At 71.0% G+C, this 18569-nt stretch carries 23 protein-coding genes; 6 read left to right on the plus strand and 17 right to left on the minus strand.

Translation table 11 applies throughout. The features are described from left to right. Positions 1–4 precede the first annotated feature (4 nt). Complete coding sequence (locus PMI01_RS07500; protein ID WP_238537019.1) at positions 5–2353, minus strand: hybrid sensor histidine kinase/response regulator; 2349 nt, start codon at positions 2351–2353, stop codon at positions 5–7. A gap of 126 nt (positions 2354–2479) precedes the next feature. Between PMI01_RS07500 and PMI01_RS07505 the strand changes: the two genes are divergently transcribed. Both PMI01_RS07505 and PMI01_RS07510 read left to right on the plus strand, forming a co-directional pair. Further along, positions 2480–2959 carry a Dps family protein gene (locus tag PMI01_RS07505; protein ID WP_007666333.1) on the plus strand — a complete coding sequence of 160 codons (480 nt, stop codon included), beginning with the start codon at positions 2480–2482 and terminating at the stop codon, positions 2957–2959. Between the two features lie 40 nt (positions 2960–2999). Continuing rightward, positions 3000–4196 carry a cell wall hydrolase gene (locus PMI01_RS07510; protein WP_007666335.1) on the plus strand — a complete coding sequence of 399 codons (1197 nt, stop codon included), beginning with the start codon at positions 3000–3002 and terminating at the stop codon, positions 4194–4196. A gap of 19 nt (positions 4197–4215) precedes the next feature. On the opposite strand, the gene PMI01_RS07515 is transcribed toward PMI01_RS07510, so the two are convergent. Beyond that, positions 4216–4701 (minus strand): GNAT family N-acetyltransferase, encoded by a 486-nt coding sequence (locus tag PMI01_RS07515; protein WP_007666337.1) that lies wholly within the window; start codon positions 4699–4701, stop codon positions 4216–4218. Between the two features lie 7 nt (positions 4702–4708). Next, the gene (trxB, locus tag PMI01_RS07520) at positions 4709–5716 is read right to left on the minus strand and encodes a thioredoxin-disulfide reductase (RefSeq protein WP_007666339.1); all 1008 of its coding nucleotides are present in this window, start codon (positions 5714–5716) and stop codon (positions 4709–4711) included. A 64-nt stretch (positions 5717–5780) separates the two neighbouring features. Here trxB and PMI01_RS07525 point away from each other — a divergent pair, with 64 nt between their 5' ends. The 3 genes from PMI01_RS07525 to pseI all read left to right on the plus strand — a co-directional run bounded on the left by PMI01_RS07525 (position 5781) and on the right by pseI (position 7480). After that, positions 5781–6086, plus strand: a complete 306-nt coding sequence (locus tag PMI01_RS07525) for a hypothetical protein (RefSeq protein WP_007666341.1) — start codon at positions 5781–5783, stop codon at positions 6084–6086. Between the two features lie 65 nt (positions 6087–6151). Then, positions 6152–6370, plus strand: coding sequence for a hypothetical protein (locus PMI01_RS07530; RefSeq protein WP_238537020.1), 219 nt, complete (start codon positions 6152–6154; stop codon positions 6368–6370). Positions 6371–6427: 57 nt separating this feature from the next. Then, on the plus strand, positions 6428–7480 hold the full coding sequence (gene pseI / locus PMI01_RS07535; RefSeq protein ID WP_007666345.1) for a pseudaminic acid synthase: 1053 nt from the start codon (positions 6428–6430) through the stop codon (positions 7478–7480). A gap of 23 nt (positions 7481–7503) precedes the next feature. Here pseI and PMI01_RS07540 read toward each other — a convergent pair whose 3' ends face one another. The 3 genes from PMI01_RS07540 to PMI01_RS07550 all read right to left on the minus strand — a co-directional run bounded on the left by PMI01_RS07540 (position 7504) and on the right by PMI01_RS07550 (position 9152). Further along, positions 7504–8028, minus strand: a complete 525-nt coding sequence (locus PMI01_RS07540) for a hypothetical protein (RefSeq protein WP_007666346.1) — start codon at positions 8026–8028, stop codon at positions 7504–7506. Between the two features lie 14 nt (positions 8029–8042). Then, the gene (locus PMI01_RS07545) at positions 8043–8570 is read right to left on the minus strand and encodes a hypothetical protein (protein ID WP_157223708.1); all 528 of its coding nucleotides are present in this window, start codon (positions 8568–8570) and stop codon (positions 8043–8045) included. Between the two features lie 99 nt (positions 8571–8669). Then, on the minus strand, positions 8670–9152 hold the full coding sequence (locus PMI01_RS07550; protein WP_035035227.1) for a MarR family winged helix-turn-helix transcriptional regulator: 483 nt from the start codon (positions 9150–9152) through the stop codon (positions 8670–8672). A 129-nt stretch (positions 9153–9281) separates the two neighbouring features. Between PMI01_RS07550 and PMI01_RS07555 the strand changes: the two genes are divergently transcribed. Further along, positions 9282–9686 carry a VOC family protein gene (locus tag PMI01_RS07555; RefSeq protein ID WP_007666349.1) on the plus strand — a complete coding sequence of 135 codons (405 nt, stop codon included), beginning with the start codon at positions 9282–9284 and terminating at the stop codon, positions 9684–9686. 119 nt (positions 9687–9805) lie between these two features. Here PMI01_RS07555 and PMI01_RS07560 read toward each other — a convergent pair whose 3' ends face one another. The 11 genes from PMI01_RS07560 to PMI01_RS07610 all read right to left on the minus strand — a co-directional run bounded on the left by PMI01_RS07560 (position 9806) and on the right by PMI01_RS07610 (position 18537). Then, positions 9806–10666 carry an SDR family oxidoreductase gene (locus PMI01_RS07560; protein WP_007666350.1) on the minus strand — a complete coding sequence of 287 codons (861 nt, stop codon included), beginning with the start codon at positions 10664–10666 and terminating at the stop codon, positions 9806–9808. A gap of 53 nt (positions 10667–10719) precedes the next feature. Next, positions 10720–11787 (minus strand): UDP-2,4-diacetamido-2,4,6-trideoxy-beta-L-altropyranose hydrolase, encoded by a 1068-nt coding sequence (pseG, locus tag PMI01_RS07565; protein WP_007666351.1) that lies wholly within the window; start codon positions 11785–11787, stop codon positions 10720–10722. Next, positions 11784–12500 carry a cytidylyltransferase domain-containing protein gene (locus PMI01_RS07570; protein ID WP_035035230.1) on the minus strand — a complete coding sequence of 239 codons (717 nt, stop codon included), beginning with the start codon at positions 12498–12500 and terminating at the stop codon, positions 11784–11786. The genes pseG and PMI01_RS07570 overlap by 4 nt, the downstream gene beginning before the upstream one ends. A 117-nt stretch (positions 12501–12617) precedes the next feature. Beyond that, positions 12618–12848, minus strand: coding sequence for a hypothetical protein (locus PMI01_RS07575; RefSeq protein WP_035035256.1), 231 nt, complete (start codon positions 12846–12848; stop codon positions 12618–12620). A gap of 62 nt (positions 12849–12910) precedes the next feature. Beyond that, positions 12911–13885 (minus strand): mitochondrial fission ELM1 family protein, encoded by a 975-nt coding sequence (locus tag PMI01_RS07580; RefSeq protein ID WP_051989929.1) that lies wholly within the window; start codon positions 13883–13885, stop codon positions 12911–12913. Between the two features lie 448 nt (positions 13886–14333). Next, a complete protein-coding gene (gene greA, locus PMI01_RS07585) occupies positions 14334–14807 on the minus strand; it encodes a transcription elongation factor GreA (protein ID WP_035035233.1) in 474 nt (157 codons plus the stop codon). Between the two features lie 168 nt (positions 14808–14975). Further along, a complete protein-coding gene (locus tag PMI01_RS07590) occupies positions 14976–16595 on the minus strand; it encodes a methyl-accepting chemotaxis protein (protein WP_007666359.1) in 1620 nt (539 codons plus the stop codon). Then, on the minus strand, positions 16592–16945 hold the full coding sequence (locus tag PMI01_RS07595; RefSeq protein WP_051989926.1) for a hypothetical protein: 354 nt from the start codon (positions 16943–16945) through the stop codon (positions 16592–16594). Before PMI01_RS07595 ends, PMI01_RS07590 begins: the two co-directional genes overlap by 4 nt. Positions 16946–17060: 115 nt before the next feature. Next, positions 17061–17726: a glutathione S-transferase family protein gene (locus PMI01_RS07600; RefSeq protein WP_007666362.1), complete on the minus strand. Its 666-nt coding sequence runs from the start codon at positions 17724–17726 to the stop codon at positions 17061–17063. 70 nt (positions 17727–17796) lie between these two features. After that, a complete protein-coding gene (locus tag PMI01_RS07605) occupies positions 17797–18099 on the minus strand; it encodes a DUF1294 domain-containing protein (RefSeq protein ID WP_007666363.1) in 303 nt (100 codons plus the stop codon). Between the two features lie 3 nt (positions 18100–18102). Next, positions 18103–18537 (minus strand): hypothetical protein, encoded by a 435-nt coding sequence (locus PMI01_RS07610; protein ID WP_007666364.1) that lies wholly within the window; start codon positions 18535–18537, stop codon positions 18103–18105. Positions 18538–18569: the final 32 nt, after the last annotated feature.

An 18569-nucleotide genomic window follows, 5' to 3' on the forward strand; every position in this document is an offset into this window, starting at 1 on the left:
GCGATCAATTCGCGGCCTGGGTCGTCGGCCGTCGGTCCCAGGCGTCGGCCATGGCCTGGGCCAGGGCGTCGAGGGCGTAGGGCTTGCGCAGCAGGGGCCAGGGCGTTTCGTGGGCCCGGACCAGTTCCTGGCCGGTATAGCCGGAGCTGAGCAGGATCGGCAGTTCCGGCCGCTCCTGGGCCAGGATCACGGCCAGGTCGACGCCGCTCTTGCCGCCGGGCATCATCACGTCGGTGATCACCAGGCCCAGGGTCGGGTCGGCGCGGGTGATGTCCAGGGCCTGGTCGGCGGTCGCCGCCCGGCTGACCATGTGGCCCAGCTCGCAGACCATGGCCTCGATCAGGTCGCCGACCTCGACGTCGTCCTCGACCAGCAGCACGTGCGAGGTGGCCCGGGTGGCGGGCGGCTGGGCGGTGAACACCTCGATCGGCGTGAAGGCCTCGCGCACCGGCAGCAGCATGGCCACGGTCGTGCCCTCGCCGACCACGGAGTCGATGATCACCTCGCCGCCGCTCTGGCGCACGAAGCCGTAAACCTGCGACAGGCCCAGGCCCGTGCCCTTGCCGACCGGCTTGGTGGTGTAGAAAGGCTCGAAGGCCCGCTCCAGGGTCTCGGCGTCCATGCCCGCTCCGGTGTCGCTGACGGCGACGCGCAGATAGCGGCCGGGCGGCAGGTCGCCCTTCGGCGTGACGAGGTCGACGCCTTCGGAGGTCACGGTCAGCCGGCCGCCGGCCGGGGTGGCGTCGCGGGCGTTGACCACCAGGTTCAGCAGGGCGGCCTCGAACTGGCCGGAATCGGTGAGGGTGGTGCGGTCGCCGGCCTTGAGCTCGAGGCGCAGCTCCAGCCCCTCGCCGACGGCGCGGCGCAGCAGGCTCTCGCTCTCGGCGATCATCGTGTCGATCCGGCAGATCTCCGGATGCAGCGGCTGGCGGCGGGCGAAGGCCAGCAGGTGCTGGGTCAGTTTCTCGCCACGACGGGCCGCCGACTGGGCCGCGCTGAGCATCCGCTCGCGCCGCGCGTCGTCGGCGGGGTTGCGCTGCAACACGTCCAGCGCGCCGATGATCACCGTCAGCAGGTTGTTGAAGTCGTGGGCGACCCCGCCGGTCAGCTGGCCGATGGCCTCCAGCTTCTGCGACTGGGTCAGGGCGGCCTGGGCGGCGTCGCGCTCGGACAGCGCCTCCTGCACGCGGTCGGCCAGCAGTTCGTTGAGGCCGGTCAGCTTGGCTTCGGCCTCCTTGGCGTCGGTGACGTCGAAGGCGATGCCGATGAAGCCGTTGAACACCTGCCCCGGGGCGTAGCGCGGCTGCGAGAAGGATTTCAGCCAGCGGAACTCGCCGTCGGACCGCCGGTAGCGCCCCTCCAGGCTGAACGGCCGCCGCGAGGCCTCGCCGGAGATCTGGGCCTTGAGGATCGCCGGCAGGTCGTCGGCGTGCAGCCGCGAGCGCCAGTCCAGCACCAGGGCCTCGTCATAGGTCACGCCGGCGAACTCGACATAGGCGGCGTTGACGAACACGCGCAGGCCGTCGCCGCCGGTGATCCACATCAGGGCCGGGGCGCTGTCGGCCAGGGACCGGAAGCGCGCCTCGCTCTCGCGCAGGCTCTCTTCGGCCTGGCGGCGCTTGGTGACGTCGAAATTGACGCCGAGCAGGCGGGTGGCGCGGCCGTGCTGGTCGCGCAGCACCTCGCCCCGGCCGTGGATCCACCGCTCGCCGTTCGGGTGCTTGGCCAGCCGGTACTCGACCTCGTAGAGCGGACCCACCCGGACCGCCTCGCGGATGCGGGAGGTCAGCATGGCGCGGTCGTCGGGGTGGACCGACTCCAGCAGGGCCGTCAGGTCGATCGGCCCCTCGGTGGCGATCCCCAGGTTCTGGCGCGCGGCGGGCGACAGTTGCAGCTCGTTCTTGTCGACGTCCCACTCCCAGGGACCGACCCCGGCGGCGCTCTGGGTCACCTGCAGGCGGACCTCGGCCTCGGTCTGCAGGCGGCGGGCCTCGGCCAGGTTGACCAGGGCCAGGCGCAGCCACTGGACCACCCCCAGGGTGATGGCCGAGGACAGCAGGAACAGCATCAGGGTGGCGACCTCGCCGTCGTCCAGCGCCTCGCCGCGGCCGCCGCCCCATATCCACCAGGCGAAGGCCGTCCCGGCCAGGATCGGGCCGCAGCCCCAGCGCCAGCCGGCATAGAGCGTGACCAGAATCATCGCGGGGAAGAAGGCCTGGGTGACGCCGATGCCCCCGTTCAGGCCCAGCAGGATGATTCGCAGGCCCATCGCCACGGCGATCGCGGCCAGGGTCACCAGGGCGGCCTTCCAGGCCGGCGGCGGAACCCTCGGCGCCAGCCACGCGCTCAGCACGTCGGACGAAAGGCGCCCGCGACCTGTTGCGAGTGGTTGTTGTGTCTTCATCATGGTCCACGCGCACATACGTCTTGCCATGAGCATGGACACGCTTACCTAGGACACGCAACACGGGAGATGACGATGGCCGCGAACCTGAACACCGGCTTCACCGCCAAACAGCGCGCCGACATCGTCGCCGGCCTGAACAAGGTTCTGGCCGACAGCTACGCGCTGTATCTGAAGACCCACGGCTACCACTGGAACGTGCGCGGCCCCAACTTCCAGGCGCTGCACGTGCTGCTCGAAGGCCAGTATACCGAGGAGTGGACGGCGCTGGACGCCATCGCCGAGCGCATCCGCGCCCTGGGCGAACTGGCCCCGCAGGGCTATGGCGCCTTCGGCAACCTCTCGAGCATCAAGGACGGCGACGCCGAGCAGGACTGGGAAGGCATGTTCAAGGAACTGCTGACCGACAACGAGACCGTGATCGCCACCCTGCGCGCCGCCTTCGGGGCGGCCGACGAGGCGGGCGACGAGGCCACCGCCGATCTCTACACCCAGCGCCTGGCGGCTCACGAGAAGCACGCCTGGATGATCCGCTCGACGCTCGGCGGAAAGTAGTCTGCCGACCCCAGGTCAAACCCGGGCCGCCAAGGCCGCCGTGGCGCTGGTCGCCATCGGCGGCCTTTCCGCGTGCGCCACCTACTACATCCCGTGCGGCGCCGGGCGGGTCGGCGGGATGGCGACGATCGCCGGGACGCTGTCGGACGCCGGCCTGGCCCGCTACGTGGCCGACATGGACCCGGCGATGCTGGCCCTGGCCCGCCGGCACGATCCCCGTCCGCACAAGAACTATTGGGGCCGCGTCCGGGGCTGGGAGCGGCTGGACATCCACCTGATCCCCCGCCTGGGCGACCGCGACCCCGATTTCGAGGAAGCCCGGCGGATCAACGCCTACAAGCTGTCGGCGCCGCTGGCGATCGAGGCCGCCCGACCGTTCACGATCAGCGGCCCGGCCGTCGAGCGCGACAAGGCCCTGCGCTGCCTGACCCAGGCGGTCTATTTCGAGGCCGGCTACGAGCCGGTGGCCGGCCAGCAGGCCGTGGCCCAGACGGTGCTCAACCGCATGCGTCACCCGGGCTATCCCAAGTCGATCTGCGGCGTGGTCTACGAGGGCGCGGCGCGCGGCACGGGCTGCCAGTTCAGCTTCACCTGCGACGGCTCGCTGGCGCGGACCATCAGCCCGACCGTGTGGGACAACGCCCAGCTCATCGCCAGGCGGGCCCTGGCCGGCTTCGTGATGAAGGACGTGGGCACCGCCACCCACTATCACGCCAACTATGTCTATCCGTACTGGGCCCCGACCCTGGTCAAGCTGAGGACGGTGGGCGCCCATATCTTCTACCGCTGGACCGGGCCGTCGGGCGCGGTGGCGGCGTTCCGCGGCCGCTATTCGGCCCACGAGGACGTCTCGGCCGAGATCATGATGGGGGCCGACCCGCGCACCCTGGAGGCGGCCCCGGCCGACGTGCTGGCCCAGGCCCAGGCCGAAACCCTGGCCGCCGCCCAGGCCATGGGCGTGGCCCCGGCCCCGACCGGCGAGGCGGCCAGGATCGTCGGTTCCGACGGCGTGGTCGAGGTCCTGGCCCCGCTGGCCGGCGACCCGACCGCAATGCGCGGCGGCCGCCGCCTGCCGACCCCCGAGGAGATCGCCAAGATCAACAAGGCGCTGGAGGCCCTGCCCGAGGTCGCCGCTCCGCCGGCCCAGCCGGTCGTCGCGCCCGCCGCTCCCGCGCCGCCGCCCCCGCCGCCCAAGCCGAAGGCCCGGCCGCCGAGCCTGTTCAACCCGCTGAGTTAGGGGCGAGCGGAGGTAGGTCCTAAAGCCCGAACGCCTTGGCGTAGGTAATGCTCACCGGCCGATCCAACGCCCCGTCCTTCAGCGCCAGGGCCATGAACGACGGGCCGGAGAACGGCGCCGCCACCCGCAGCGCGGCGTCCGCCGAATAGCCGACTCGCGGATAGTAGCCGGGATGGCCGAGCACGATCACCGCCTCGATCCCGGCCGCCCGGCAAAGCTCGTGGCCGACCTGCATCAGGGCCATGCCCAGCCCGTCCTTCTGGCGTCCGGGCGCGACCGACAACGGGGCCAGGGCGGCGAAGCATCGGCCGGTGTCGGTGGCCAGGAGGCTGAACAGCACATGGCCGACCAGGACGCCGTCCTCTTCGGCCACCAACTCGACCAGGGCGTCGCCGTCGGCGCGCAGGGCAACGACCAGGTCGGCCTCGTCAACCTGCCCGAACGCGGCGGAGACCACGGCATGGATCGCCGGATGGTCCTCCGCCGTGGCCGGCCGGATCAGCATGCGCCGATCACCAGACCCCGATCTTCTCGGCCTCGTGGTGGCTGATCGGGTGATGGGCCTTGGCGTGGTCTTCCTCGGCCAGGAAGCGCACGGCCTCCAGGGCGGCCATGCAGCCCATGCCGGCGGCGGTGACGGCCTGGCGGTAGACGTCGTCGGTGACGTCGCCGGCCGCGTAGACGCCCGCCACGGCGGTGGCCGTCGTGCCCGGCTTGACCTTCAGATAGCCGCCCGGACCGGTTTCCAGCTGGCCGGCGAACAGTTCCGACGACGGGGCGTGGCCGATGGCGATGAACACGCCGTCGCAGGCGACGTCCTGGGTCGCGCCGGTCTTGACGTTCTTCAGCCGCACGCCGGTGACCCCCATCGGGTTGCTCTCGCCGATTACCTCGTCGATGGCGCTGTCCCAGATCACCTCGATCTTCGGATTGGCCAGCAGGCGCTCCTGCAGGATCATCTCGGCCCGCAGCTCGTCCTTGCGGTGCACCAGGGTGACCTTGCTGGCGAAGCTGGTCAGGAACAGGGCCTCCTCGACGGCGGTGTTGCCGCCGCCGACCACGACCACTTCCTTGTTGCGGTAGAAGAAGCCGTCGCAGGTGGCGCAGGCCGAAACGCCGAAGCCCTGGTACTTGCTCTCGCTCTCCAGCCCCAGCCATTTGGCCTGGGCGCCGGTGGCGATGATCAGGGTCTCGGCGAACCACTCCTGGCCGCTGTCGGTGGTGAGGTGGAACGGCCGCTTGCTGAGGTCGGCGGTCAGCACGATGTCGCTGACGAACTCGGTGCCGACATGCTCGGCCTGGGCCTTCATCTGGTCCATCAGCCAGGGGCCCTGGATGACGTCGGCGAAGCCGGGATAGTTCTCGACGTCGGTCGTGATGGTCAGCTGGCCGCCGGGCTGGATGCCGGCGATCAGCACCGGCTTCAGCAGCGCGCGGGCGGCATAGATGGCGGCGGTGTAGCCGGCGGGGCCTGAGCCAATGATCAGGCAGCGGGTGTGGCGGGGTTCGGGGCTCGACATGACGGCAGATATAGGGCCGATTCCGGTTCGGCGCGATGGCGTCGGGGAACTTTTGGGGGTCGTCATGCGTCCTGGAACGCCATTGGGGATCCTGCTGGGCGGGCTGATCGGCGGGCTGGTTGATTGGGTGTTCGGGTTGTCCGGTTTCGTGGTCGCCGCCGGCCTGATCGCCGGCGGTTTCCTGGGCCATCTGGTGTCGCCGCCCGGTTCGCGGTCTGCGCGGGCGGGCGCGGAGAGCGGCGGCGGCGACAGCGGCGGCGGTTTCTTCGATTTTGGAAGCAACGGCGGATCGGACAACTGCGATTCCAGCAGCTCGGACAGCGGAAGCTGCGGCGGGGGCGGGGGAGACGGCGGCGGGGGTGGCGACTGATGCCCCGTCTCACCGATTGGCTAACTCGCTGGGGACCCTGCATCTGGCTCGCGACGTGTGGCCTGATGGTGGACCTGTGGACCGGCGTCTGGGGCCCTGGGCTTGTCGTCGGCGGATTGATCGGCTTCGTGGGCGGGCGCCGGCGTTGGCGGGTCGAGCAGCAGGAGCGGTGTTTGCAAGCGCGCGCGGCCGACGGCCTGAATGGCCTCTACGAGCCGGAGCCCTTCGACGACTGGGAACTGGAGGACGACGAGCTCGATCCGAGGCAGCGTCCCGGCGATTGACGCCTCGTCCACGATTTCAGGGTTAATGTGCGCGGAACGAACATCGAGCCCCCGCCCATGACCGCCCCCTTCATCGAGATCGCCGGCCGCCGGATCGGCGCGGACTATCCGCCCTATCTGATCTGCGAACTGTCGGGCAATCACAACGGCAGCCTGGAGCGCGCCCTGTCGATGGTCGACGCGGCGGCCGACACCGGCTGCGACGCCATCAAGCTGCAGACCTACACCGCCGACACCATCACGCTGGACGTCGACCGGCCGGAGTTCAAGATCCACGGCGGCCTGTGGGACGGGCGCAGCCTGCACGAGCTCTACCAGGAGGCCCAGACCCCCTATGAATGGCACGGGCCGCTGTTCGAACGAGCCCGGGCGCGCGGCGTGACCCTGTTCTCCAGCCCGTTCGACGAGACCGCCGTCGACCTGCTGGCCGGGCTGGACGCCCCCGCCTACAAGATCGCCTCGTTCGAGGCCGTCGACCTGCCGCTGATCCGCCACGCCGCCCGCCAGGGCAAGCCGCTGATCATCTCGACCGGCATGGCCAACCTGGCCGAGATCGAGACCGCCCGCGACACTGCCCTGGAGGCCGGGGCGGCGGGGGTGCTGCTGCTGCACTGCGTGTCCAGCTATCCGGCCAGTTTCGAGGACGCCAACCTGCGCACGGTGATCGACATGGCCCAGCGCTTCGGCTGCCCGACCGGCCTGTCGGACCACACGCCGGGCACGGCCGCCTCGGTGGCGGCGGTGACCCTGGGGGCCTGCGCCATCGAGAAGCACTTCACCCTGGCCCGGGCCGACGGCGGCCCCGACGCCGCCTTCAGCCTGGAGCCGGCCGAGTTCCGCGCCCTGGTCGACGACACCAGGAACGCCTGGAAGGCGCTGGGCGGCGTCAATTACGACCTGCTGGGCTCCGAACGCGGCAACCGCCAGTTCCGCCGCTCGCTGTACGTCACCGCCGACGTCGCGGCCGGCGAGGCGTTGACCAAGGCCAATGTCCGCTCGGTGCGGCCCGGCAACGGCTTGCCGCCGGCCGACTACGAAGCGGTGCTGGGCCGTCCGGCCGCCCGCGCCCTGACGCGCGGCGAGCCGCTGGCCTGGGACATGGTGGGGTAGGCTCCGGCCCGTTCGCGGTCGGGTCAGGTCTTCGGCGCGCCGGCCGGGGCTGGAGCGGCGGGCACCGGCGCCGTGTTCGGGGCCGAGGGCGTCGTGGTCGTGAACAGGTGGGTGTCGGGAGCGCCGGCCTTGAGCTTGGTCGCGTCGGCGCAGAACTGGTCCTTGTCGTCGATATGGTCGGCGATCATCGCGCCGGAGCCCATGCCCAGGAACATCAGCAGGGCGTCGTGCTGGTGCTGCTTCTGCGCGTCCGTCGCGCCGGCCGCGTCGACGTCCAGCACCGCCTGCACGGCGCGCCCCATCTTCTGGCTGTCGACCTCGAGGGTCGGGCACAGGGCCGAGGCGGCCATGTAGTAGCTCATGTTGATGATGCGCCCCTGCTGTTCGGGCTTGAACGACGGCGCCATCAGCTCGGTCAGGAGCTTGCCGGTCTCGACATGGGCGGCGTCCTTGCCGGTCGGGGGCGCGGCCTTGTCGGCGGGGGCGGGCTTGCAACCAGCGAGCAGGGCCGCCGCGGCCAGGGCGAGGGTGGTGCGGATCGCGTTCATCGGACGACGCCCTCTCAATACCGGTAGCGGAATTCGCGGTTGGTCCAATAGGCCGAATAGCCCCGACCGCGCTCGTAGCAGGCCTGCTGGGCGGGGTAGCAGTCGACGTTTCGCGCCGGCGAGTAGGTCCGGTCATCGGGCCGATCGTCGTCGTAGCGGTCGTTGTCGTGCTTCTTCTTCGAGGAGGCGATCGCGGCGGCCAGGATGCCGACCGCCAGGGCCCCGGCGACGATCGCGCCGGTATTGTCCTTCTTGCCATTGCCGCGGCTCAGGTTGCAGTCGCCGGCGGAGCGGCGACCCACGTCCTGGTACCGGCCGTTGGCGACATAGAGGCTGATGCACTCCCGATCGCCGGCGTTCCACCAGTACTGCGTGCCGCCGGCCGTGTGGTCCAGGGCGTAGCCGCGGTTCTGGAGGCTCAGCTCGCCCTGGCCGGCGCGCGCGCCGTTGAGGTCGAAGGGTTGCGCGACGGCGGGAACGGCGCCGGCCAGAAGGCTGGAGATCGCCACCATCGAAACCAGCGCCCTGCGGGATCTGATCAACCTCGTCTCCTTCGGTTCGAGGGGCCCGGCGGCCGAGCGACGGAGCGGAGACTGCACCCATAGGTTATGTCGGTCAACGACACCGCGCGGCGCGCGCGGCTAGATCCCCGCGAGCAGCTTTTTGAGAAGCGCGTTGAGCCTTTTCTGCTCGGCCTCGGTGAGGACCGAAAGCATCTTGGTCTCCATCTCCACCATGCGGCCTATCATGTCGTCGATCACCTGCTTGCCCGTCGCGGTGAGCGCGATCTGTCGGCCGCGGCGATCGCGGGGATCGGGCCGGCGCTCCACCAGTCCGGCGCGCTCCAAGCGGTCCAACCGGTCGGTCATGCCGCCGGAAGAGATCAGAGCCGCCTCGTAGAGTTGAGTGGGGGAGAGGACGTAGGGCTCTCCGGAACGCCTGAGCGGCGTGAGGACGTCGAACTCGCCCACATGCAGACCGACCTCGGCGAGCAGCGGGTTCATGTGGTCTCGGGTCACCCGCGCGGCGGCGTCCAGCAGTCGCCCGAAGACCTCCACCGGCAGCATGGGAAGATCGGGCCGCTCACGAGCCCATTGTTTTGCGGCGGCTTCGGCACGATCCAAGGCGCATTGATCCCTCGGCGGAAAGTATCTTGATATCGAGATACTTTCCGCCTACAAAAACGACAGCGAGACAATAGCTCGATGCGCCTCTTCCGGGAAGGCGTGCGCCGCTCCAGTCAAGGGACGACAATGTCGAAGATGCTTTTCGTGAACCTTCCGGTCACCGACCTGGCCAAGTCGACGGCCTTCTACGAGGCGCTGGGGCTGAGCAAGAATCCGCAGTTCAGTGATGAGACGGCGGCCTGCATGGTCCTGTCGGACACCATCTTCGTCATGCTGCTGACCCACGCCAAGTGGCGCACGTTCACCAGCCGCCCCATCCCGCCGGCCACGGCGAGCGAGGTCATGCTCGCCCTGACCTGCGAGAGCCGAGCCGCGGTGGACGCCATGGCCGCCGCCGCCGGCGCGCATGGCGGAACGGCCGACGTCGATCCCGTGCAGGATCTCGGCTTCATGTTCAACCGTCACTTGGCCGACCCCGACGGGCACGTCTGGGAAGCGGTGTGGATGGATATGGCGGCCGGCGCGAACTGACGCGTGGGCTCCACAAAACGACGTGAAAACAAAAGCCTAGAGCAAGCCGTGCGATTTCCACATCGCGCGGCTTGCTCTGGGGAACGTTCGGAGCGGCCGCTTTCGGCGGCGGCCCGGCCCTAGTTCGGCAGCAACCCCAGCCGCTTGCCGACGATCCGGTCCAGCGTCCGCTTGGGCAGCACCTGGCTGATCAGGAACTGCATCGGCTGCGGGGTCAGGGTGTAGCGCACCTTGGGCTTGGCCACCGTCAAGGCCGTGTGCACCGCCTCGCCGATCCGCTCGGGCGGCAGGCCGGTCTTGCCGATCGACAGCATGAAGGCCCGCAGGCGTTCCATCGGCCCGGCATAGATCGTGCCGGCGTAGCGGGCGGTGTCGATCTCGTCGGCCTTGTCCCAGATCGGCGTGGCCACCGCGCCGGGGGCGATCACCACCACGTCGACGCCGAACGGCAGCAGTTCGCGGCGCAGGGATTCCGACAGGCCCTCCAGCCCGAACTTGCTGGTGCAGTAGGGGGCCATGAACGGGTTGGCGTTGCGGCCGCCGACCGAGCCGATGTTGACGATCCGGCCCGGATTCTGGGGAGCCGTCCCGCGCGCCCCGACCAGCGGGCCGAAGGCCTGGGTGGCGATGACCACGCCGGTGAGATTGACCTCCAGCTGCTTGCGGAACTCGTCGATCGGCAGGTGCAGCAGCGGTCCGGCCACCGCGATGCCGGCGTTGTTGACCAGGCCGGCCAGGGTCTGGCCGCCCAGCACCGCCTCGACCTGCAGGGCCGCCTCGCGCACGGCGGCCTCGTCGGTGACGTCGAAGGTCAGCGGGGTGACGGCCTCGCCGAACGCGGCGACCAGCGCTTGCGCGTCGGCGGCCTTGCGCACGCTGCCGAAGACGTGGAAGCCCCGCTCGGTCAGGACCTTGGTCACGCCCCAGCCGATGCCGGTGGACGCGCCGGTGACGACGACGGATTTCCTGGTTTGGCTCATGCGCCCGCTCCCCTGGCCCTAGCTCATGGCCAAGATGGGATAGGTGAACGCTGTTATCTAGCCTGTTTCTGTTCGATCACCGCCAGGAAGCGCGCCGCGACCCGCGCCGCGCCGCGCCCGTCGCACACCGCCGCCGAGGCGGCCGACAGCCGGTCGCGCAGCAAGGGGTCGGCGATCAGGCGCTGGAGGTCGGCCGCGAAGGCCGCCGCGAAGTCCGGCGCGGCGACGTCCAGGGCCAGCACGGCGTCGGCCCCGGCCAGGGCCTGGGCGGCCTCGCGCTGGTTGCCGGCCAGGACCAGCAGCAGGGTCGGCAGGGCCAGGACGCAGCGCTCCCAGCTGGTGGACCCGCCGGCCCCGACGGCCAGGTCGGCCTCCAGGGTGAGTTGCGGCATGTCCTGGGCGTCGACGTGCAGGGCCAGGCGCGGCTGGGTCCGGGCCAGGTCGCGCAGGCGCGGCAGGCTGGGCGCGCCGGCCCCCAGCACGACGTCCAGCGCCGCCCCGCCCCCTTCTACCTGGTCGAGCATCGGCAGCATCAGGTCCACGACCCGGCCGGTGATCCCGCCGACGTCGGTCAGGCCCAGCGAGATCAGGATGCGTCGCGCCGGCGGGGCTTCCGCCCGGCGGGCCAGGGCGTCCTTGCGCAAGGCGGCGAAGGCCGGGCGGACCGGCGCGTTGTTGGGACCCAGCAGCAGTTCGGTTTCGGGGGCGACCAGGCCGTCATAGTCGCCGGCCTTCCGGGCGGGGCCGGAGTCGAGGACGAGGTCGGCGGCGAGGGGGCGATTTGCGAGGTCGTCGATGACCAGGATGGGGCGGGGGCCCGCGATCTGTCGGTGCTCGGCCGCCGACAGCCCGTAGTGGTCGATCACCACGGCGTCGAAGCCCTTGGCGAAATCCGATGCGACCTCGACCAGTTCGGACGTCGAAACCGCGCCGGTCTCCAACCGCCCCATGTCCGGCCCGAAACTCTCCAGCACCGCCCGCACCGCCGGCGGCGCGACGAAGGCGCAGGCCGCGCCCTCGGCCTCCAGGGCCTGGGCCAGGGTGAGGCTGCGCATCACATGGCCGCCGCCCACCGCCGGTCCGGCGTCGACCACGAACAGGATGCGGGGCGCGCCGCTCACAGCCGCCGAGCTCCGCCGAAGGTGGCCAGGTCGGCGCGCCCGGCCAGCAGCGCGCGCACGTCGGCCGAGGTGAAGGCCCGGTTGGCCGGATAGAGGGCGTCATAGATCGCCGCCACGAAGGCGTAGTCGGCCGGCGTCTCGACCGCCCACCGGACCTCGCCCTGGTCGGGCTGGGCCAGCAGGGCCAGCGACGACCAGCGGACGGCCGGCGGCGGGGTCTCCGGTCCGTCGCCCGCCCGCAACCGCAACGCCGCGCTCTCGGCGGCCAGGCGGCGCAGGCCCTCGGCGGTGATCACCTCCACCCCCTGGCCGGCGGGCCAGGCCGCGCCGGGCGAGCGGTTGGTGGTGTGGTCGGCCTGTTCGGACAGGTGCAGATCGATGGTCGCGTCGATCAGGTCGGGATCGATCAGCGGACTGTCGTCGCCCACCCGCACCACGTGGTCGGCCGGATAGGCGGCCAGGGTCCCGGCCAGCCGGGCCAGTTCGTCCTGGGGCGGACCGCGATGGACGGCGATCGCCTCGCGCCGGACCACGGCCTCCAGCGTGTCGTCGATCGGATCGGTCGTGGTCGAGACCACGATTTCGTCCACGCGCCGGGCCCGCGCCATCCGCTCGATCTGGCGCACGATCAGCGGCGCCCGGGCCAGCGGCATCGACGGCCGGCCCGGCAGGCGTTCGTCGCCCATGCGGGCCTGGATGACGGCGAGGATCAAGGGGGGAAGGGGAGCGGCGTCAGCGGTCGAAGAACTTGCCGACGGCCCAGGAGGCCCCCAGCGTGAGCGCCATGGCCCCGACGGCCAACAAGGACATGTAGACGAGGGGATCCATCGCTAGTCCTCCACCTTGCGCAAAACATAGTGGGCGGCGCCTTGCAGCGCAACGAAGACCAGGGTCGCGAGGGGAGCGGCGAGTCCCGCGGGACGACCGGACAGCACGGGTTGCAGCCAGATCGTCACCAACAGCGTAATCGACAGCGCATTGGCGGTGGCCGCGATCGCCTTGCGGGTTTCGTTGCGTGCGGCCTTCCCGACGGGTGGCGTAGGATCGATCGGATCTGTCATGCTGGTGAACATAACAAGAACAACCGACACGCGCGACGGTCGATCCAGCTCGTCCCATGCGCTTATCGAGGCGTCGGCTTCCCGCGCCCGTCCATCCGCGCCACCACCTCGGCCGCCGCCCGTCCGGTCTCGTCGACCGGCTCGTAGGTCCAGCCGTGGAAGGCCCCGCCATAGGGCCGCGCGGCGCCCTGGCGTTCCAGTTCCTGGTGGAAGAGGCGGAACTTCAGGCTCTGGCCGTCCATCTTGAGGATGAACACCGGCTTGCCCGTTGAGGCCGCCTCGGTGGCCATGTTGGTCGAGTCCTCGGAGACCATGATGTAGTCGGCGGCCGCCAGGAAGGCGAAATAGGGATTGGCGCCCTCGCCGTCCCAGATGATCCCCGGCAGGTGGCGCAGGCGGGCGGTCAGCAGGGCGCGGGCCGGTTCGGGCGTGCGGCGCGAGAAGGTCATCAACAGGCTGCCGCCCTCCTGCTCCAGCGGCAGCTGGATCTGGTGGGCCATCTGGGCGGCGCGCTCGACCGAAAGGTCGAAGGCCTTGGACTTGCCGCCCAGCAGCACCGCCACGCGCGGGTGAGGCAGGGCGTCGATCTGGTCCTTGAACTTTTCGTATTCGCTGTCGAGCCGCGCAGCTGTCACCCGATGCGGCGAGCCGGTGATCGCCAGGACGTTGTCGCCGGACAATCGGTCGTGCTTGGGCGGGATCACCAGGTCGAACATGTTGGCCGGCACGCGCGGATCCTGGATCTGCACGACATAGGTCTTGCCGCCCGACCAGCGCCGGGCGCGGATCGACAGCGGCAGGGTGGCGCGGCCGGCGGCGATCCACAGGTCGGGCCAGGGGGCGTGGATCTCGCTTTCGGGGGTCAGCCAGCGGCGCGGCAGCCAGTTGGCCCACCAGGGCAGGCGGCCGGTCCTGCCGCTCCAGCCCACGCGCTTGACGACGACCTTGGCGGGGACCTGCCGGGCGACGGCCTCGGCCAGGCCCACGGCCTGGGCCTCGATGCCGGCCCGCCCGTCCGAGATCGCCCAGATGGTGATCGGCGGCCGGGCAGAGGCTTCGGGGGCGGGGACTTCGGGTTCGGGAGCCGGCGCGGGGGCGGTCTCGACGACGACCTTGGGCGCGGCCTTGCGAGGCGTCCGGGCCTTGGGCGTCGCCTCGGGCGCGACGACGACGGCCGGCGCGGCTTCGACGGTCTTGGCGGCGTCCGGCCGTGCGCGCGGCTTGGCGGCGGCCCGGGGTTTGGCCGGAGCCTTGGGGGCGGGCGGCTTCGGGGCGGCCTTGGCCGCGGGGCTCGCGGCCTCGACCGCCGATGGCGCGGCGGCCTTCGGCTTGCGCGTGGTCTTCGGCTTCGCCGCCTTGGGCTGGGCCGCCGCGTCCTGCTTGTTGTTTTCAACCACGTCGGTGATCCCGGCCATAGCGAAGCGATGCGCCGACCCGCGTCAGGGCCGGCGTTCGTTGTGTCATGACCACGGAATGGGGCCTAAGCTAGACCCACTCGACCTTGAGGATCTCGTAGGCCTTCACGCCGCCGGGCGTGTTGACCTCGACCACTTCGCCGACTTCCTTGCCGATCATGGCGCGCGACAGGGGCGAGCTCAGCGAGATGCGGCCCGACTTCACGTCGGCCTCGTGCTCGCCGACGATCTGGTAGCGGGCCTCTTCCTCGGTGTCCTCGTCGACGACGCTGACCGTCGCGCCGAACTTCACCTGTTTGCCCGACAGTTTCGACACGTCGATGATCTGGGCGCGCGCGATCTTGTCCTCGATCTCGGCGATCCGGCCTTCGATCCAGCCCTGGCGTTCCTTGGCCGCGTGGTACTCCGCGTTTTCCGACAAGTCGCCATGCTGGCGCGCCTCGGAGATCGCGGCGATCACCGCCGGCCGTTCGATCGTCTTCAAACGCTTCAGTTCTTCGTCGAGGGTTTGGTAACCCCCGGCGGTCATCGGCACTTTTTCCATTGCGGATTTTAGCTCGGTTCGCCCTAGGGGAGGAAGTACGTCCCGGACGCTGGCGCGCACGACCGGGGGCTGAGAGGATAGGAGGCGCGTTTGCGATAAGCAAGAGCCCCACGGTCGACCAGGCGCATAGCCAAGCTTGATTTGTCCGTCACGGCCCCGTTTTGCGCCCTAGGCGGATCGCCGGAGCGGCCCGCCCAGGGCCGGAATGGCCGAGCCGGGCGGCAGTTCGAACTCGGAAAGCAGCTGGCGCAGGCGTCGGGCGTCCTCGTCCAGGGCCTGGGTCGCCGCCGAGGTTTCCTCGACCATGGCCGCGTTCTGCTGCAGCACCTGGTCCATCTGGTTGACCGCGACGCCGATCTCGGCGAGGCCGCTGGCCTGCTCCTGGGCGGAGGCGGCGATGTCGCCGACCAGGTCGTCGACGGCGCCGATCTGGTGGGTGATGCGCGCCAGGGCCTGGCCCGTCCGGTCCACCAGCGCGACCCCGACCCCGACCTGTCGGCTGGAGGTGGTGATCAGGGTCTTGATCTGCTTGGCGGCGTCGGCCGAACGCTGGGCCAGGGCCCGCACCTCCTGCGCCACCACCGCGAAGCCCCGGCCGGCGTCGCCGGCCCGGGCGGCCTCGACCCCGGCGTTGAGGGCCAAAAGGTTGGTCTGGAAGGCGATCTCGTCGATCACCCCGATGATCTGGCCGATCGACTGCGACGACTCCTGGATCTCGCCCATGGCGGCCACGGCCTCGGAGACCACCGCGCCCGACCGCTCGGCGTCCTCGCGGGCCTTGCCGACGGCCTCGGCGGCCTGGCGGGCCCCGGTCGAGGTCCGGTCGACCGTGGCGGCGATCTCCTCCATGGCGCCCGCCGTCTCCTCCAGGCTGGCGGCCTGCCGCTCGGTCCGCCGCGACAGGCTGACGATCGCCTCGGCGATCTGGCCCGAACCCAGGTGGACGCCGCCGACGCTGTCCTCGACCCGGGTCAGCGCGGCGCCCAGGCGGGCGACGGCGGTATTGAGGTCGGCGCGCAGGGGCTCGTAGGCGTGATGGAAGGTGTCGTTCAGCGTGAACGACAGGTCGCCGCGCGCCAGCCGCGCCAGGGCGTCGGACAGGGTGTCGACCACCGCCTGCCGCTCGCGGTCCGCGTGGGCGTCGGCCTCGGCGCGGGCGGCCCTGGCGTCGTCCTGGCTGCGGCGGTTGGCCTCGGCGGCCGTCGCGTTGGCGGCCTGGGCGGCCAGGGTCGCCTGTTCGGCCCTGGCCAGGGCGTCGCGCGAGACCGCGAACATGCGGTTGACGCTGGCGGCCACCCAGATCAGCGTGCCGGCCTCGACGATCAGGATGCCGGCGTGGACCAGCACCCGGCCCAGGCCCGCCGCGCCGGGGAACACCAGGGCCGGCAGCAGGTAGCTCAGCCCCAGGTGATGGACCGCCACGGTCAGGGTGGCGGCGGCGATGACGCGCCAGTCGCAATAGATCACCAGCAGGGCCAGGGCCGCGAAATAGGCCATGTGCATGTCGATCTGCCAGGCGTGACGGCTGGTGACGGCGACCAGCAGCGAGACCTGGGCCATCAGCAGCACCCCGGTCAGGGCGCGGCCGACCGGCGCGACGGCGCCCCAGCGCGCGGCCAGGGCGGTCAGGCCGGCCGTGCAGCCGGCGGCGACCAGCGGCCCGCCGACCTCGCCGCCCAGCAGCAGCCGGGTGGCGACGATCGCCGCGACCATGATCCAGCTCAGGGCGGCCACCAGTATGCCGCCGGCCCGGCGTTGGTCGTCGAGGGTGGCGAAGGAGAAGCTCATGAACGAGGCTCCTGAACGGGCGGGGCGCAGACGCCGGCCGCCGCGGGGTCGAGCAGCAGCAGGGCGCCGGCCCGGCGCGAACGGGCGTCGAGGCCGGCGCCGTCGCCGCGCAGGATGAGGATGAACGGGGCGCTTCCGGCCCCGACGATGTCGCCGGCCGAGGCGGCCGCGGCGGTGACGTGGGCGCGGCTCCACCACGGCGGGAACACCACCGCCAGGCGATCCGGCTTCACCGGCGGCGGCGCCGCGCCGGCCGCCATGGCGAGCGTGCCGACAATGCCCAGCCCGACCAGCAGGGCCCGCCAGGCGGTCCTGATCATCAGCCGAGCAGCGAGCGGTCCTGCACGCATGTGAAGCTTCCGCCGAGGGCGCGGCGAGATGGCCACGCGCCCCGGATCGGACGATCTTTCACGGGGAGGGTGTCCAAGACCTTAAAAAATCGCGCAAGCCGTGCGATGTTCCATGTCACGTTGCATAGTTGTATGGCCCGCCGCGCTCCAGGGCCTTGCGGTAGGCCGGCCGGGCGTGAATCCGCTCCAGGAAGGCTGCGACCTTTGGTCGCGAGGCGGCGCTCGCCCGGGCGGCCCCGGCCTCGAGCGGGAAGCTCATCATGATGTCGGCGGCGGTGAAGGCCGGGCCGGCGAACCATTCGGTCTTGGACAGTTCGGCGTCCCAATAGTCGATGTGGCTCTTCAGCTGCGGGTCGACGAAGCCGGCCTGGGCCTTGGCGGCGATGGTCTTGACCAGGCCCCGCAACAGGCCGGGCGCGCGGGCCGGCAGGGCGGTGAACACCAGCTTCAGCAGCAGCGGCGTCATCGCCGAGCCCTCGGCATAGTGCAGCCAGTAGGTGTAGCGCAGGCGCTCGGCGCCGCCGGCCGGCGGGATGAGGCGACCCTGGCCGTAGGTGTCGATGATGTATTCGATGATCGCCCCGGTCTCCGCCAGGACCTTGTCGCCGTCGGTGATCACCGGCGACTTGCCCAGCGGATGGATGGCCCGCAGCTCCGGCGGAGCCAGCATGGTGGCCGCGTCCCGCTCGTAGCGCTTCACCTCGTAGGGAACGCCCAGTTCCTCCAGCAGCCACAGCACCCGCTGCGAGCGGGAATTGTTCAGGTGGTGGACGACGATCATGGCGGGCTCCGCGAGGCAAGCGCGCAGGTTGGCACGGTGACGGGCGCGTCCGTCAAGCTTCGCGAGCGTCCTAGAGCCCGAGCAGGCCCGCCAGCGTGGCGCGGACGCCGGGAATGACCAGCAGCCACCCGGCGATCAGCTCGACCAGCACGATCAGGAACAGCCGGGTGCGGAACGGCTGCTTGCGGGTCTTGTGGCGCAGGATCTGCTGGGCGAGCAGCGCGCCCAAGCCGCCGCCCAGGGCCGCGACCAGCAGCAGGGTGCGTTCGGAAATCCGCCCCAGCCCCCGGCGCGCCGCGTCCTTGTCCAGCCAGAACAGCAGGAAGGCCGCGACGTTGATCAGCGCAAGGATGGCCGCGACCTGGACCACCATGGTTCAGACCGCCTCGAGCGGTGCCAGGTCGGGCGCCACCCAGCCGCGCCGGGCCTCGACGCTGAACAGCCGCTCGCGCGACCAGAAGCTCAGCGGCCAGGCCTTGTCGCCCATCGGCGTGGCCAGCAGGCGCGCGGCGGCCTCGCCGTCGCCGAGCCCGGCCGGCAGGGTGGCGACGAAGGCGCGGATGGCGGCGAGGTACGCCTGGGTGATGGTCTCGTGATAGCCGTTGTGGTCGTCGTTCACCCCGCCGACCGCCACGTTGTAGGCGCGGATGATGCCGGGCATGTCGCGCTCCAGGCCTTCGTTCCGGGTGCGGACCAGACGCAGGGTGGCGGTCAGGTGCGCGGCGTGGGTCCACTGGGCCTTGGGCAGGCTGTGGTCCAGCAGGCGCTCGGCGAGGTCGGCGATCTGGGCGTCGGTGTAGGGGGCGGTCATGTCTTCGGCGCTTGCTCTAGGCTTTTGTTTTC

The organism is Caulobacter sp. AP07, from assembly GCF_000281955.1.
Lineage (GTDB): Bacteria > Pseudomonadota > Alphaproteobacteria > Caulobacterales > Caulobacteraceae > Caulobacter.